Source organism: Ramlibacter sp. (assembly GCF_035627355.1).
Classification (GTDB): Bacteria; Pseudomonadota; Gammaproteobacteria; order Burkholderiales; family Burkholderiaceae_C; genus Ramlibacter.
Map to the genome: position 1 here is coordinate 53,470 of NZ_DASPLW010000003.1, position 13,742 is coordinate 67,211.

At 70.0% G+C, this 13,742-nt stretch carries 14 protein-coding genes; 6 read left to right on the forward strand and 8 right to left on the reverse strand.

Annotation, left to right across the window (positions count from 1 at the left end):
* The first annotated feature begins 46 nt into the window (after window positions 1-46).
* Window positions 47-631 carry a glutathione peroxidase gene (locus VEC03_RS00805; protein WP_324912221.1) on the forward strand — a complete coding sequence of 195 codons (585 nt, stop codon included), beginning with the start codon at window positions 47-49 and terminating at the stop codon, window positions 629-631.
* 255 nt (window positions 632-886) lie between these two features.
* Here the strand turns inward: VEC03_RS00805 and VEC03_RS00810 are convergent, their stop codons facing one another.
* Window positions 887-1,501 (reverse strand): glutathione S-transferase C-terminal domain-containing protein, encoded by a 615-nt coding sequence (locus VEC03_RS00810; RefSeq protein ID WP_324912222.1) that lies wholly within the window; start codon window positions 1,499-1,501, stop codon window positions 887-889.
* 125 nt (window positions 1,502-1,626) lie between these two features.
* On the opposite strand from VEC03_RS00810, the gene purB reads away from it, so the two are divergent.
* Window positions 1,627-3,009, forward strand: a complete 1,383-nt coding sequence (gene purB / locus VEC03_RS00815; RefSeq protein ID WP_324912223.1) for an adenylosuccinate lyase — start codon at window positions 1,627-1,629, stop codon at window positions 3,007-3,009.
* Window positions 3,009-3,569: a YaeQ family protein gene (locus VEC03_RS00820; protein WP_324912224.1), complete on the forward strand. Its 561-nt coding sequence runs from the start codon at window positions 3,009-3,011 to the stop codon at window positions 3,567-3,569. Before purB ends, VEC03_RS00820 begins: the two co-directional genes overlap by 1 nt.
* Window positions 3,570-3,579: 10 nt before the next feature.
* On the opposite strand, the gene VEC03_RS00825 is transcribed toward VEC03_RS00820, so the two are convergent.
* A complete protein-coding gene (locus VEC03_RS00825; protein ID WP_324912225.1) occupies window positions 3,580-3,879 on the reverse strand; it encodes a DUF2007 domain-containing protein in 300 nt (99 codons plus the stop codon).
* Window positions 3,879-4,307, reverse strand: coding sequence for a DUF3717 domain-containing protein (locus tag VEC03_RS00830; protein ID WP_324912226.1), 429 nt, complete (start codon window positions 4,305-4,307; stop codon window positions 3,879-3,881). The genes VEC03_RS00825 and VEC03_RS00830 overlap by 1 nt, the downstream gene beginning before the upstream one ends.
* 76 nt (window positions 4,308-4,383) lie before the next feature.
* Between VEC03_RS00830 and VEC03_RS00835 the strand changes: the two genes are divergently transcribed.
* Complete coding sequence (locus VEC03_RS00835) at window positions 4,384-4,737, forward strand: phage holin family protein (protein WP_324912227.1); 354 nt, start codon at window positions 4,384-4,386, stop codon at window positions 4,735-4,737.
* Here VEC03_RS00835 and VEC03_RS00840 read toward each other — a convergent pair.
* On the reverse strand, window positions 4,705-6,228 hold the full coding sequence (locus tag VEC03_RS00840) for a M48 family metalloprotease (protein ID WP_324912228.1): 1,524 nt from the start codon (window positions 6,226-6,228) through the stop codon (window positions 4,705-4,707). The two genes, VEC03_RS00835 and VEC03_RS00840, sit on opposite strands and share 33 nt — an antisense overlap.
* Window positions 6,229-6,334: 106 nt before the next feature.
* Here VEC03_RS00840 and moaC point away from each other — a divergent pair, with 106 nt between their 5' ends.
* Window positions 6,335-6,814 (forward strand): cyclic pyranopterin monophosphate synthase MoaC, encoded by a 480-nt coding sequence (gene moaC / locus VEC03_RS00845; protein ID WP_324912229.1) that lies wholly within the window; start codon window positions 6,335-6,337, stop codon window positions 6,812-6,814.
* Here moaC and VEC03_RS00850 read toward each other — a convergent pair.
* Together VEC03_RS00850 and VEC03_RS00855 are read right to left on the reverse strand one after the other, a co-directional pair.
* Window positions 6,796-8,415 (reverse strand): PglL family O-oligosaccharyltransferase, encoded by a 1,620-nt coding sequence (locus tag VEC03_RS00850; protein WP_324912230.1) that lies wholly within the window; start codon window positions 8,413-8,415, stop codon window positions 6,796-6,798. The genes moaC and VEC03_RS00850 overlap by 19 nt on opposite strands.
* Window positions 8,412-10,193 (reverse strand): PglL family O-oligosaccharyltransferase, encoded by a 1,782-nt coding sequence (locus VEC03_RS00855; RefSeq protein WP_324912231.1) that lies wholly within the window; start codon window positions 10,191-10,193, stop codon window positions 8,412-8,414. The genes VEC03_RS00850 and VEC03_RS00855 overlap by 4 nt, the downstream gene beginning before the upstream one ends.
* Window positions 10,194-10,207: 14 nt before the next feature.
* Here VEC03_RS00855 and VEC03_RS00860 point away from each other — a divergent pair, with 14 nt between their 5' ends.
* The gene (locus tag VEC03_RS00860) at window positions 10,208-11,911 is read left to right on the forward strand and encodes a PglL family O-oligosaccharyltransferase (RefSeq protein WP_324912232.1); all 1,704 of its coding nucleotides are present in this window, start codon (window positions 10,208-10,210) and stop codon (window positions 11,909-11,911) included.
* A 66-nt stretch (window positions 11,912-11,977) separates the two neighbouring features.
* Here VEC03_RS00860 and VEC03_RS00865 read toward each other — a convergent pair whose 3' ends face one another.
* Together VEC03_RS00865 and VEC03_RS00870 are read right to left on the reverse strand one after the other, a co-directional pair.
* Entirely contained in the window at window positions 11,978-12,466 is a 489-nt protein-coding gene (locus VEC03_RS00865; protein ID WP_414708439.1) for a pilin, read from the reverse strand.
* Between the two features lie 193 nt (window positions 12,467-12,659).
* A partial coding sequence (locus VEC03_RS00870; protein WP_324912234.1) for a GspE/PulE family protein occupies window positions 12,660-13,742 on the reverse strand: 1,083 nt, incomplete at its 5' end.

Below are 13,742 nucleotides of genomic sequence, written 5' to 3' on the forward strand. Positions count from 1 at the left end.
TGGCGCGGCGCTTGCTACAGAATGGGGACATTCACGGGAGCCCGCGATGTACCGATGTCTTGCGATCCTGGTGGCCGGGGCCGCTCTGCTGCACGGACCGGCAGCTGCCCAGTCGGCGGCGTCGTCCGCCCAGCCAGTGACCTCCGCCGCCTGCCCGGCCCTGCTGCAGCAGCAGTTCCCGCGGCTGCAGGACGAGAAGCCTCAATCGCTGTGCCAGTACGCTGGCAAGGTGCTGCTGGTGGTGAACACCGCCAGCTACTGCGGCTTCACGCCGCAGTACAAGGGCCTGGAGGAGCTGTACGGCCGTTACCGCGACCGCGGCCTGGTGGTGCTGGGCTTCCCGTCCAACGACTTCGCGCAGGAGCGCGGCAGCAACGGGGAGATCGCCGAGTTCTGCGAGAACACCTACGGCGTGAAGTTTGCGATGTTCGCCAAGAGTGCGGTGCGCGGCAGCGACGCCAACCCGCTATTCAAGACGCTGGCGGCCAGGACCGGCCAGCAGCCCGGCTGGAATTTCAACAAGTACCTGGTTGGCCGCGACGGGCAGGTGGTGGCCCACTACCCGAGCCGCACCACGCCGCAGGACAAGGCCCTGGTCGCCCGGATCGAGCAGTTGCTGGCCGCGCCCTAGCGCTCTACAAATCCTTACCGGGCCGGATGCGCGCCATGGAACCCGGATCGGCGCGGCGTATCCATAGGCACAAGGATTTCAGTTGCTGCTGCGAAGCCTTTCGGATGCTGGTCATCCGACTGCAATCCCGGTGACGGCTCTTCTCCTCCTCCCTCCCTCCCTCTTCGTCACGGGGCGCTTCGCGGCTTTTTCTTTTCGGCGCGCGGCGGTGGGCATGGCCCACCGGCGTAGCGTCAGCAGGCCCGCCGGCGCGGGTCAGGCCGGTTGGCTTTCCTGGAAGCTCGCGCGCTGCATCAGCTTGGCCTGGAGCTTCTCCAGGTTGGCATGCGGCGTGCGCCAGTCGATGTCGGGGAAGCGGAAGTCCAGGTAGCCCAGCGCGCAGCCGACCGCGATGTCGGCCAGGCTGAAGTGGTTGCCGGCGCAGAACGGCTTGTCGGCGAGGCCCTGGCTCATGGCCTTCAGGCTCGCCTGCACCTTGCCGAGCTGGCGGTCGATCCAGGCCTGGCTGCGCTGGGCCTTGCTGCGGCCGGGCCAATTGGCTTCCAGCCGCGCCAGGATGGCCGCGTCGAGCACGCCGTCGGCCAGCGCCTCCCAGGTCTTGACCTCGGCCCGCTCGCGGCCCACGGCCGGGATCAGCTTGCCGACCGGCGACAGCGTGTCCAGGTATTCCACGATGACGCGCGAGTCGAACAGCGCCTCGCCGCCTTCCATCACCAGGCAGGGCACCTTGCCCAGCGGGTTGGACTCCGCGATCGTGGTGTCGGCGGCCCACACGTCCTCCTGCACGAACTGGTAGTCCAGCTTCTTCTCGGCCATGACGACGCGCACCTTGCGCACGTAGGGGCTGGTCACGGCTCCGATCAGTTTCATGGGGCTCTTGCTCGTGGGGAACACCGGGCCGATTCTAGGCGGAGCGGGTGCTGCGGCTGTGGCAGGCCGGCTACAGGGCGGGGGGCCGGGCGCGCCGCGATCGCACGCCTACAATCCGCCTTCCCATGACGCCGCTGTCCACCATTTCCGCGCTGTCGCCGCTGGACGGCCGCTACGCCGCCCGCCTGTCGGCGCTGCGGCCGCTCATGAGCGAGCAGGGCTACATGCACCGCCGGGTGCAGGTCGAAGTCTGCTGGTTCATCGCGCTGTCGGATGCCGGCTTCGCCGAATTCAAGCCGCTGACGCCGGGCGCGCGGACGTACCTGCTGGGGCTGGTGAAGAACTTCTCCGAGGCCGACGCGCTGGCGATCAAGGAGATCGAGAAGACCACCAACCACGACGTCAAGGCCGTGGAGTACTGGATCAAGTCCAAGTTCGAGGCCCGGCCCGAGCTGATGGCCGCCGCCGAGTTCGTGCATTTCGCCTGCACCAGCGAGGACATCAACAACACCAGCCATGCGCTGCAGCTCAAGGGCGCGCGCGAGCACGTGCTGCTGCCGGCGCTGGACGCGCTGGTCGCCAAGCTGCGCGAGATGGCGCATGCGTACGCCGAAGTGCCCATGCTCAGCCGCACCCATGGGCAGACCGCCAGCCCGACCACGGTCGGCAAGGAGATCGCCAACGTGGTGGTGCGGCTGGCCGGCGCGCGCGAGCGCATCGCCGCCGTCCGGCTGCTCGGCAAGATGAACGGCGCGGTGGGCAACTACAACGCCCACCTGGCGGCCTGGCCCGGGTTCGACTGGGAAGCCTTCGCCCGCAAGGTCGTGGAGACGCCCGAGCCGCTGGGCCTGGGCCTGGCGTTCCAGCCGTACAGCATCCAGATCGAGCCGCACGACTACATGGCCGAGCTGTTCGATGCGGTGGCGCGCGCCAACACCATCCTGGTCGACTGGGCGCGCGACGTCTGGGGCTACGTCAGCCTGGGCTACTTCAAGCAGAAGCTGCGCGCCGGCGAGATCGGCTCCTCGACCATGCCGCACAAGGTCAACCCGATCGACTTCGAGAACGCCGAGGGCAACCTGGGGCTGTCGAACGCGCTGCTGCGTCACCTGTCGGAGAAGCTGCCGGTCTCGCGCTGGCAGCGCGACCTGACCGATTCAACGGTGCTGCGCAACATGGGCGTTGCGCTGGGCTATGCGACGCTGGCGTACCACTCGCTGGGCATCGGCCTGGCCAAGCTGGAACTGAACGAGCCCGCGCTGGCGGCCGACCTCGACAAGGCCTGGGAAGTGCTGGCCGAGCCGATCCAGACCGTCATGCGGCGCTACGGCGTGCACGGCGCCTACGAGAAGCTCAAGGAAGCCACGCGCGGCAAGCAGGTGCGCCCGGAGGACCTGCACGCGCTGGTCCGCTCGCTGGACATCCCGCCGGCCGAGCGCGACCGACTGCTGGCGATGACGCCGGCCGCCTACATCGGCAAGGCGGCCGAGCTGGCCAGACGCGCCTGATGGCGCTCAAGTCCACCATCTTCAAGGCGCAGCTGGCGGTCGCCGACATCGACCACGGCTACTACGCCGACCATGCGCTGACACTGGCGCGCCATCCGAGCGAGACCGACGAACGCATGATGGTGCGGCTGGCGGCGCTGGCGCTGAATGCGCACGCGCTGCAGGACGACTGCGGCGGCGACGGCACCCTGGGCTTCGGGGCCGGGCTGTCGGACCCCGAGGATCCCGACGTGGTGCTGCGCGACTTCACGGGGCGCACCCGGCGCTGGATCGAGGTCGGGCAGCCGGACGACAAGCCGCTGGTGCGCGCCTGCTCCAGGGCCGACCAGGTGCAGGTCTACGCCTTCCACCATGCCGCCGAGGTCTGGTGGCGCGGCATCGAAGGCAAGCTGGCCCGGCTGGACAAGGTGCAGGTGTGGCGACTGCCCACCGCCGCGGCGCAGGCGCTGGCCGGGCTGGCCGAGCGCAGCATGCAGCTGCAGGCGACCGTGCAGGAAGGCGTGCTGATGCTGTCGTCGACGCGCGGCAGCGTGGACGTGGAGCCGGTGCGCTGGAAGTGACCGGCCGCGCCTAGGGCATGGCCCGGCCGCAGTTCCAGCAGCTCTCGAAGCCGCCCTCCACCAGTTCCCCGCAGCGGCAGAACCAGCGCCGCTGCGGCGTCGACTGGATCGCGTCCAGCAGTTCGAGGGCGGCGGCCTCCTGTTCGTCGTCGGCGATCCACACCTCCGGCAGGCACTGGTCGGGCGGCAGTTCCCCGGCCGCCGCGCCCAGGAAGTAGCGCTGGACGGAGGCGTCGAAGCCGGCGTGGCGCAAGGCGCCGACCCACAAGGCCGCAATGGCGATGTTGGGGGCGCGCGCCAGCCGCCGCATCAGCCTGGCGCCGGTGGCGCCGGTCCTTCGGCGGCGCGTTCGGCGTACCGGTTGAAGCGCCAGGCGTCGCCCTCCAGCGTGATGCGCCGCCAGGTGCGCCGCTTGGCCGCCGGGCTCATGCCGGGCCAGTGCTGCACCTCCTCGAAGCTGCGCCCGCAGCCCTTGCACACGGAGTCGCCCTGGCTGGTGGAGCAGATCGCGATGCAGGGCGTGTCGGGCGTGGTCTCGTACCAGGCCTTCCAGGCGTCCCAGGCCTGCGCCGGGAAGCCGTGCTCGTCGGCCTCGTCCTCGCGGTGGAACACCATCAGCGCATACACCTCGGCCAGGGCGCGCAGCTCGGGCACCAGCGTGATGCCGTCGGGCGAGGGCTTGCGGGCGCGCCAATAGTTGATGGCGGCTTCGATGTCGGTGATGTGGATGGCAGCCATGGCGCGCGACCGGGGCAGGCATGATAGCCCTGCAGCAAAGGGCGCGACGCGGGAGCGGATGCTATCCTCGCCCGCCATGAAGCTCATCGCGAAATGGCTGCTCAGCGCCACCGCGCTGCTGTTCGTGGCCTACGTCTACCAGGGCGTCGAGGTCCGCGACTTCACCGCAGCGATGATCGCGGCCCTCGTCATCGGGCTGTTCAACATGGTGGTGCGGCCCATCCTCGTGGTGCTGACCCTGCCGGTGACGGTGGTGACGCTCGGGCTGTTCCTGTTCGTCATCAACGCCCTGATGTTCTGGGCAGCGGCCTCGGTGCTGGACGGCTTCCAGGTGCCGGGCTTCCTGGCGGCGCTGGTCGGCTCGCTGATCTACTCGGCCATGGGCGTCGTGATCGACTCAGCGCTCGAGCGCCTGTTCCCCAAGCAGTGATTCCACCTTGCGCACGCGGCTGTCGATGATCGACGCCTCGATATGGTCGCCCGCGCCGCCGCCACGGCGCGCCAGTTCCTGCGCCGCCTTGAGCCGGTCCAGCGCCGCCGCGTAGTCGAGGTGCGCCACCTGCGCTTCGGCGTCGGCGCGGATGGCACGCAGCGTCTGGCCCTGCGCGCCATAGGCCCCCGACAGCGCCAGCCAGGCGGCGGCATCGCGCGGATGCACCGCCACCCAGCTCTGCAGGCGCTGCGCCGCATCGGCGGGCGCACCGGCGGCCTGGCGCGCCTGCGCCCATAGCAGCACTTCGGGCCGCGAGCGGGCGTCGGCCTCGAGCAGCGCGCCGGCGGCGTCCTTGCGTCCGCCGGCCAGCGCCACTTCCGCCGACAGCAGGCGCGCCTGCCGCCGGGCTTCGGGATCGGCCTCCACCAATGCGCCCAGCCGCTGGGCGTGCAGGACCGCGGCACCGGCATCGTTCAGGCGCGAGGCGGCCAGGCTGGCGGCGTACAGCACCGCCGCCCGGCGCGTGGAGGGAGCATCGGCGGGCAGGCTGGCGGCCTCCCGCACCAGGCCGCGCAGCGCGTCCACGCCGACCGCCGACAGGGCCCGGGCGCGGGCGGCCATCAGCGCGTGCAGCAGGGCCGGGCCCGTGGCGACGCGGGATTCCTCGCGCGGCAGCAGCTGCAGGCGCGACTGCATGTCGGCACTGCGCTCGGTCGTCATCGGGTGGGTGCGCAGGTAGGGAAAGGCGCCGGTGTCGTTCAGGCGGCCGGCCTGCTGCAGCTTGTCGAACATGCCCACGAAGCCCTGCGGATCGAAGCCGGCCTGCACCAGGATGCCGTAGCCGACCCGGTCGGCCTCCCGCTCCATGTCGCGCGAGAAATTGAGCTGGTTCTGCACCGCCAGCGCCTGGCTGCCGGCCACCATGGCGTTGGCCGCGTCGGGACTCTTGCTGGCCGCCAGCGCCCCCAGCACCATGGCCCCGATCACCCAGGGCGCCTGCCGCTTTTCCTGGCTGACCAGGCGCGAGATGTGGCGCTGCGTCACGTGGCTCAATTCGTGCGCCAGCACCGAGGCCAGCTCGTCGCGGCTGGCGGTGACGCTCACCAGCCCCAGGTGCAGCCCGAGCCAGCCACCCGGCAGCGCGAAGGCGTTGACGCTGCGGTCCTTGCCCAGCAGCACCTGCCAGGCGAAGCGCTCGTCCAGTTCCGGCGACAGCTCGCCGCGTGCGCGGGCCGCGTCCAGCAGCGGCTGCCAGATGCCCTGCACGTACTCCACCAGCACCGGGTCGTCGATGTAGTCCGGGTCGCGATAGAGCTCGCGCGCGATCTTCTCGCCCAGCCGGCGCTCGGCCGCGCTGCTCATCTCGCTGCCGTCGCCCAGGGTGGGCAGCTGCGCCTGCGCTTGCGCGGACGGCAGCCACCCCAGGGCCGCGGCCAGCACCGCAGCCACGAGGCGCTGGCGGGCGGTTGTGCGTACGCTGGAAGTCATTGGCCCCAATGATGCGGCACAAGCGTAAATGGGAGGTAACAGCCCGATCCGGGTGGGCTCGGGGCCGGCCCCTTATGATTGCCGCGATCCTTCCAGCGAGATGTCCATGAGCGGCTTCACCCATTTCGACGCCCAGGGCCAGGCCCACATGGTCGACGTCGGCGCCAAGGCCGCAACCCACCGCATCGCGGTGGCGCAGGGCCGCATTGCCATGCAGCCGGCGACGCTGGGCCTGATCCGACAGGGCACGGCCCGCAAGGGCGACGTGCTCGGCGTGGCGCGCCTGGCCGGCATCATGGGCGCCAAGAAGACCAGCGAGCTGATCCCGCTGTGCCACCCGATCGCGCTGACGCGCGTGGTCGTGGAGTTCGAGCTGGACGAGGCAGCGCATGCCGTCCTCTGCACCGCCACGGCCGAGACGGTCGGATCCACCGGCGTCGAGATGGAGGCACTGACCGCGGTCCAGGTGGCGCTGCTGACGATCTACGACATGTGCAAGGCGGTGGACCGCGGCATGACCATAGGCGACGTGAAGCTGCTGGAAAAGCGCGGGGGCAAGTCGGGCGACTACACCGCGCCGGCCTGAGAAGCACGGGGGCGGTTCGCCCAATCGGCGTGCTGCCGCGGGAAAGCGGCGCGATAGCGCGCCAGGTACCACAACGCGAGGTCTTCGCGCCCCTTCATCACGGCGCTCTCGACGACTTTCTCGATCACGGCCGGCTCGGGCGAGTGGTGCAGCAGCCTCAGGCTGCTCGCCAGCGTCCAGTCCGCGTTGCCGGCGGTGAGCGGCGCGGTCGTGAGCTCCGCGAACTGCGCGTGCGAGCGGAACAGCCGCGTCTGCCGCCCGTGAGCGAGCGGGTCGTCCCGGTATCGCTCGATGCGGTCTTCCGGCCGCAGGTAGATCTGGCTGACGCGCTGGTAGTCCCATGCCGCGTAGCCGACGGCCAGCCCGAGCAACGCCGGCAGCGCGATGGCGTAGCCGTGCTCGCTCCCGCGGTCTGGTTCGCGGCGAGGCCACAGGATGCCGATGGCCAGTCCGCAAGCCAGCTGGAACGGCCCGTACCACAACGGGTACTCCACGGCGCTGTGGGCGGCGACCAGCCCCAGCACGGCCCAGGCGAGTCGCCGCCGGTCCTCGGCTTCTGCCCACGGCCGCGAGCGCAGCACCCACCAGCCCGCTGCCGCCATGGCAAGGACCGCGGCCGGAACGCCCAGTTCCACCGCCAGGTGCAAAGGCAGGTTGTGCGCGTTGTCGAGGATGTCGCAGAAGCGCTCGCCGGGGTAGAGCGTGACGAAGTGGGCGTAGTCGAGTTCGCCCCAGCCCCAGCCCGCCAGCGGCCGCTGCGCGATCAGGTGCAGCACGTTGGACCAGAGGACCGTCCGGCTGCTGCAACCCGGGAGGCCGGTCACGCGCTCCCAGATCGGTACGGCGGCAACGCCGGCGACCTGCTGCAACCACGGCAGCGCCAGAGCCGCGGCGACATAGGCCACGGCTGCCACAAGCCACAGCCTGGAGCGGTACTTGCGATCCGCATCGGCCCACACGAGCGCGGCAAGGCCGAGCAGCAGCAGTTGCAGCAGTCCGACGCGTGACGTCGTGGCGGCACTGCCGACCGCCAGCACGGCGGCAGCCAGGTAGCGCCAGCCCCTCGCGCCTCGCGGGAGCCCCCAGAGCAGCGCGGCCAGCGCGATGGCACACAGCGAGCCGAACTGGTTACGCTGGCGCAGGTTGGCGAAGGCTTCCGCGCGGGGCGATGCGCTGGCGAAAGGCGCCAGCGCATCGGCCACGCCGAACGACTGGGCCAGCGCGATGGCCGTGCTGGCCAGGCCGGCGGCCAGCCACGCCGCCGCGACCACGCCCACGAAGCGCGGGTCGCGGCGGCGCTGGCTTGCCGCCGCGGCGGCAACGACGATCAGCGCCAGCCCGGCCAGCAACGTCGACGGATCGGGCTCCACGCTGCGCCAGGCCGTCCAGCCGCCGAGGGCGGCGGCGCCGGCGCCCAGGAGCATCGGCAGGCCGCCGGCTCCCGTGAACGCCGCCAGCACGAGGGCACACGTCGCGCTGAATAGCCAGGGCTGTACGCTGGACGAGGGCCCGCCCGCGACCGGGGTGAGCCAGGGCAGGCTGCAGCACAGGAACACTGCGCAGAGCCGCAGCGCTTGCGGCCAGGGTGGGCTGGCGCTCATGGCTGGCCGTCCGGCACGGTAGCGGGCCGGCCCTGCGCCGCGAGCCAGGCCGCCAGCGGGGGACGTTGCGCGCGCAGCTGCGCGAGCCAGGCCTCGTAGCGCCGCGGAAACGCCCGCGACAGGCGCTGCGCATGGTGCTGGGCCTCCTCGTGCCGCCCCAGCAGCCAGGCGCTCTCGACCAGGCGCGTGATCACGACCGGCTCCGCGGAGAAGTGCAGCAACTGGCGGGCGAGCGCGAACACCTCGGGTGCGTTGCGGTCATCAGGCACCATGCCTGCCATGCGCGCGAAGTCCACCTGGCCGCGAAAGAGGAAGCTGCCCTCGGCCGCGGCGATGACCGCTTGCTGGGCCTCGCGCGAGCGGCGCTCCTGGGGGTCGTAGATCGCTGCCACCGCTGCGTACTGCCGGCTCGCGAGCACGGCGCCGCAGGCCAGCAGGATGGCCATCGCCGACAAGCCGCGAGCGGTTCCCTGGGGTGCAGACGGCACCGCCACGAACCAACCGGCAGCAAGGGCGGCCAGGAACAGGTGCGTCGGGGTCCACAGCGGCAGTTCCACCATGCTGTGCATTACGAGCACGCCCAGCATCAGGGCCGGATATGCGGCCGCGGGCTCCCGGCGCGCCCTGCGCCACGCGCGCAGGCCGAGCCACACCAGCCCCACCGCGACTGCCACCGCGGCGGGCAGGCCCAGCTCCACGGCCACGTGCAGCACCAGGTTGTGGGCGTGATCGAGCAGTTGCTCGCCGCCCCCGAAGCGCAGGGGCAGCAGCGCCTCGTAGTGGGCAAACCCGAACTCGCCCCAACCCCAGCCCGTCCACGGCCGCAGCAATGCCATGTCGATCGCGTTGCCCCAAAGCACCAGGCGGCTGTCCGAGCCCAGGCCCGCGAAGCGTTCCTGGATGCTGCGAGGCTCGAAGCCGTGCAACGCCGCGAGCCAGGGAACGATCACGGCCGCCGACACGTACAGCACCGGCTGCAGCGTGAGCAGCCGCCGTGCACGCGCATGCGATGCACCGCGCAGCAGCGCCACGGCGCCTGCCGCCACCGCGAGAACGGCGAGCCCGGCAATCCGGGAGGCGGACGCCGCGATCGCGAACTGGAGGACGCCGCAGGCGATCCATGCCATCGCTTGCGACAACAGGCCACGAGCGAGCGCCCAGGCCGCCGCGACGCTCGCCAGGACGAGCAGCACGGCGAACAGGTTGGTCTGGCGGAACACGCCGAAGGCAATGCCGCGCTCCAGTGACTCCACGACCCACGGATGGAGGTGCCACGCCAGTCCGAAATACTGGAGCAGGCCTTCCAGCGCATTGGCGATGGCGCCGGCCAGCAGCGCCAGCAGGAAGGCGGCAAGGGAGCGGTCGTCCTTCTGGAGTCCGCTGGCACCATGCAACGCCAGCACGGCCAGCAGGCCAGCGCCGGTGGCGAGCAATGCAGGGCCGGGATAGGGACCGCGGTGGAAGAACAGGACGGCGCAGGCGAGGGCGAGGAACAGGACGGATGCGCGCCGCATGGCGCCCGGGCCCCAGCAGCCGGCGGCGAGTGCCAGCATCGCCGTGGCGAAAAGATCGAACCGGACCACCCCGGAGGGTGGCGATGCGAACGGGTACAGCAACGCGGCCGCCAGCAGGAAGCCACCGGCCCACGGGCGCACGCGGCGCACCGTTTCGGCCAGGCCACGTTCCCCTTTCGTTCTCAGCACGGTGGAAATCGAAGAACCCATATGCCCGAAAATAGCCGCGATGGCGTCTCCCTCCAGCGTTCGCCGCGGCTCCACACTCTAGCGGTACCTTGAACCCTTCCATCCTTGCCGAACCCCGGCAACCCGGCCTGCGCAGCCTGGTCCTCGTGGTCGGCGCCCTCCTGATCATTCCCGGGGCCACCCTCGTTTCCGACCACTACCCGCCGTGGCTCGCCTTCCACTCGGAGGCAGTGGCGCTGGTCGGCCTCGCCTTGCTGTTCGTCGGCATCGTGCCGCGCCGACCCGATGGCCTCCAGGTGCCCTGGCCCGCGCTCTTCACGTTCGCACTCGCACTGCTTCCCTGGGTCCAGTGGATGGCGGGGGTGAATCCGTACATGGGGGATGCGCTGCTGTCCAGTCTCTATCTCTGCGCCCTGGGCGTGGCCATCGCCGCCGGCCACGAACTCGCGCGCCGCAACGGCTCGGACCCGCGCGTGTCTACGTGGGTGTTCGCGCTGTGCGTGTTCAGCGCGACCGCATCGGCGGCCATCGGCGCGATCCAGTGGTTCGGGCTCACGAACTCCGCCGGACCACTCGTCGTCGACGTGGATGCGGGAACCCGTGCCGTCGGCAACGTCGCCCAGGCCAACCACCTGGGCACCATCTGCCTGCTGGGCATTTGCGGGCTGGCCTACCTGTTCCATGTACGGCTGATAGGGGCCTGGGCGCTCCTGCTCGGCGTCGCCTTCCTGTCGGCGGCTACGGCGCTGACGCAGTCCAGGACGAGCATCGTCGCCGTCGTGTGCCTTGCCACCGCTTACCTGATCTACCGGAAGCGCGCGGAGCTTCGGATCGCGCGCACGGCGGTGGCCGCCTGGGTGCTCCTGTATGTAGTCACCTGGCTGCTCGTACCGGCTGCAGCCCGGCTGCTGCTGCTGGGAGGCGGGCGCGAGGACGCCATCGCCGCCGACAACGGTAGGTGGGAGCTGTGGACGCAAACCTGGGCCGGCATCCTGCAGCGGTTCTGGACCGGCTACGGCTGGAACCAGACGATGGCCGCCCACATCGCCGGCGCCACGGAAGTGCCCGGGCGGCTGACGGCTGCGTATGCGCACAACGGCCTGCTGGACCTGGCGGCCTGGATCGGGATTCCGGGCGCCTTGCTGGTGCTCGGCGTCATGGGGTACTGGCTCTGGCGCAGGTTCCGCGCGCCGGGAAGTGGTGCGGGCGTGCACACCGTGCTCTGCCTGATGCCTCTGCTGGTCCACTCGCTGGTCGAATATCCGTTCGCCTACGCCTACTTCCTCATCCCGGCAGGGCTGGCCGTGGGCTGGATGTCCTTCGGCTGGGGCGCGATTCGGATTCCGTCCGGCATGGCGGTGCTGGGACTGGCCCTTGCCACGACCGTCGCGGCGCGGGTGGCCGTGGAATACCTGGCGGTCGAAGAGGAATTCCGCGCGGTCCGGTTCAGCGAAGCCCGCATCGGTGTCCCCGTCCCCGTGGGGCAGGCACCGCAACTGCTGCTGAACACCCAACTGGCCGCGATGCTGAAGGCGGCTCGCACCCTGCCCGCTCCCGGCATGTCACGCGAAGAGCTCGATTCGCTGCTGGCCGTGTGCCGTCGCTACGCCTATTCGGCACTCACGTTCCGTTGCGCTGCCGCGGCAGCGCTCAATGGCGACCCGCAGCAAGCCGAAGCGATGATGCGCAGCTTCCGCGGCCTGTACGGCGAGAAGGCTTACGCGATCGCCGCAGGCAAGCTGGAAAGGCTGGCTGAGGACAGCTCCAGGCCCGCGCCGTCCGACGCACCCTGAGAGGCGCGACGGCCCGGGAAAAGAAAAGGGCCCCCGAAGGGGCCCTGCATGGCGTAGCCTGTCCGATCAGGGCGACGGGCTGGTCAGCGCGGTGGTGGTGGCGCTGCAGGAGCCCGGCAGGTACTTGCGGACCGTGGCGCTGTCGGAGCCGCAGATCCAGTTCGGCACGGAACTGCCGACGGATGCCGTGGTCATCGCCGTGCCGGCCGTGTCGGCCGGGATCAGTTGCACCTTCAGGCCGTTCAGCGACGAATCGATCACCGAGTTGAGCGTCAGTTCGACGCCACCGTTGGCGTCGGTCGAGATCTTCGACACGTACTTGCCCGAGCCAGTCGAGGTCTCGCAGCCCCAGGCGCCCGCAGCCAGCGAGGAGCTGGCGGCCGCGGTCTGGTACTTCTCGGTGATGGTCGTGCGGCAGGTACTCAGGGCGAGCACCACCTCGGACATCTTGGCCTTCTTGGTGTAGTCCTGGTAAGCCGGCAGGGCGACGGCCGCCAGGATACCGATGATCGCGACCACGATCATCAGTTCGATCAGGGTGAAACCTTTTTGCATCTGCTTCATGGGTCCTCCAGAGGTTGTTGCGAAGCTCGGCAGTTGTGCAATTGCTGTGCCAGCTTGAAATGAGAACTTTGTCACACGTTGTAGGAACGTCCGAGATGCAGTCTGACACGCCTGACAGCCAATTCCGACAAAGTTGTCACTTTGGTAACCATCTCATCACTGGGAAGATCATGTAAGCCGCGCGCTACTTGATGCAGACCGAGCGCACCTGCTTGAGGTCGGTCAGGCCCATCATGATCTTCTCCATGCCGTCCATCTTCAGCGTGCGCATGCCGCCGGCAACCGCGCTGACGAACAGCTCGGCGACGCGCGCCCGCTCCTGGATCAGCTTCTTGATCTCGTCGTCCCCGACCAGCAGTTCATGCAGGCCGACGCGGCCCTTGTAGCCGGTCTTGTTGCACTTCTCGCAGCCCACGGCCCGGTAGAAGCGCAGCCGGCCGTTCTCGCCGTAGCTCCGGACCCAGCCCTCGTACAGCTTCTTGGCCTCGCCTGCGTAGTCGGCCTTCCAGGCGGCCGTGTGGCGCAGGTCGTCGGCGTACTCGGCGATGAACGTCTTGATCTCGTCCGGCTCGGGGAAGTAGGCCTCCTTGCAGTCGCACAGGCGCTTGGCCAGGCGCTGCGCCAGGATGCCGAGCAGGGCGTCGGCGAAGTTGAACGGGTCCATGCCCATGTCCAGCAGGCGGATGATGGACTCGGGCGCCGAGTTGGTGTGCAGGGTGGAGAACACCAGGTGGCCGGTGAGCGAAGCTTCCACCCCCATGGACACCGTTTCCTTGTCGCGCGACTCGCCCACCATGATGATGTCCGGGTCGGCGCGCAGGAAGGCCCGCATCACCAGGGCGAAGTCGATGCCCGCCTTCTTGTTCACCTGCACCTGGCGCAGGCCCTTCTGCGTGATTTCCACCGGGTCCTCGGCCGTCCAGATCTTGGTGTCCGGCGAGTTGAGGAACTTCAGGATGGAGTGCAGCGTGGTGGTCTTGCCCGAGCCGGTGGGCCCGCACACCAGCAGCATGCCGTACGAGCGCCCGGACATCGCCTTCAGGTGCTCCAGGTCGCGCGGCGTCAGCGCCAGCTGCTCCAGCGACAGCGCCCGCGGCGCCGCCAGGATCCGCATCACCACGTCTTCCAGCCCGCCGGCCGTGGGAATGGTGACGATGCGCAGCTCGATGTGGCGCGGGCCCCAGTTCTCGAACAGGATGCGGCCGTCCTGCGGGCGGCGGCGCTCGGAGATGTCCAGTTCCGCCATGATCTTCAGGCGCGACACGAA

Excerpts from the sequence above, each read along its gene's own strand:
- VEC03_RS00825 (WP_324912225.1), bottom strand. The coding sequence starts at position 3,879 with ATGCGGCGGCTGGCGCGCGCCCCCAACATCGCCATTGCGGCCTTGTGG.
- VEC03_RS00820 (WP_324912224.1), top strand. The coding sequence starts at position 3,009 with ATGGCGCTCAAGTCCACCATCTTCAAGGCGCAGCTGGCGGTCGCCGAC.
- purB (WP_324912223.1), top strand. The coding sequence starts at position 1,627 with ATGACGCCGCTGTCCACCATTTCCGCGCTGTCGCCGCTGGACGGCCGC.
- VEC03_RS00835 (WP_324912227.1), top strand. The coding sequence starts at position 4,384 with ATGAAGCTCATCGCGAAATGGCTGCTCAGCGCCACCGCGCTGCTGTTC.
- VEC03_RS00830 (WP_324912226.1), bottom strand. The coding sequence starts at position 4,307 with ATGGCTGCCATCCACATCACCGACATCGAAGCCGCCATCAACTATTGG.
- moaC (WP_324912229.1), top strand. The coding sequence starts at position 6,335 with ATGAGCGGCTTCACCCATTTCGACGCCCAGGGCCAGGCCCACATGGTC.
- VEC03_RS00805 (WP_324912221.1), top strand. The coding sequence starts at position 47 with ATGTACCGATGTCTTGCGATCCTGGTGGCCGGGGCCGCTCTGCTGCAC.
- VEC03_RS00865 (WP_414708439.1), bottom strand. The coding sequence starts at position 12,466 with ATGCAAAAAGGTTTCACCCTGATCGAACTGATGATCGTGGTCGCGATC.
- VEC03_RS00850 (WP_324912230.1), bottom strand. The coding sequence starts at position 8,415 with ATGAGCGCCAGCCCACCCTGGCCGCAAGCGCTGCGGCTCTGCGCAGTG.
- VEC03_RS00810 (WP_324912222.1), bottom strand. The coding sequence starts at position 1,501 with ATGAAACTGATCGGAGCCGTGACCAGCCCCTACGTGCGCAAGGTGCGC.
- VEC03_RS00840 (WP_324912228.1), bottom strand. The coding sequence starts at position 6,228 with ATGACTTCCAGCGTACGCACAACCGCCCGCCAGCGCCTCGTGGCTGCG.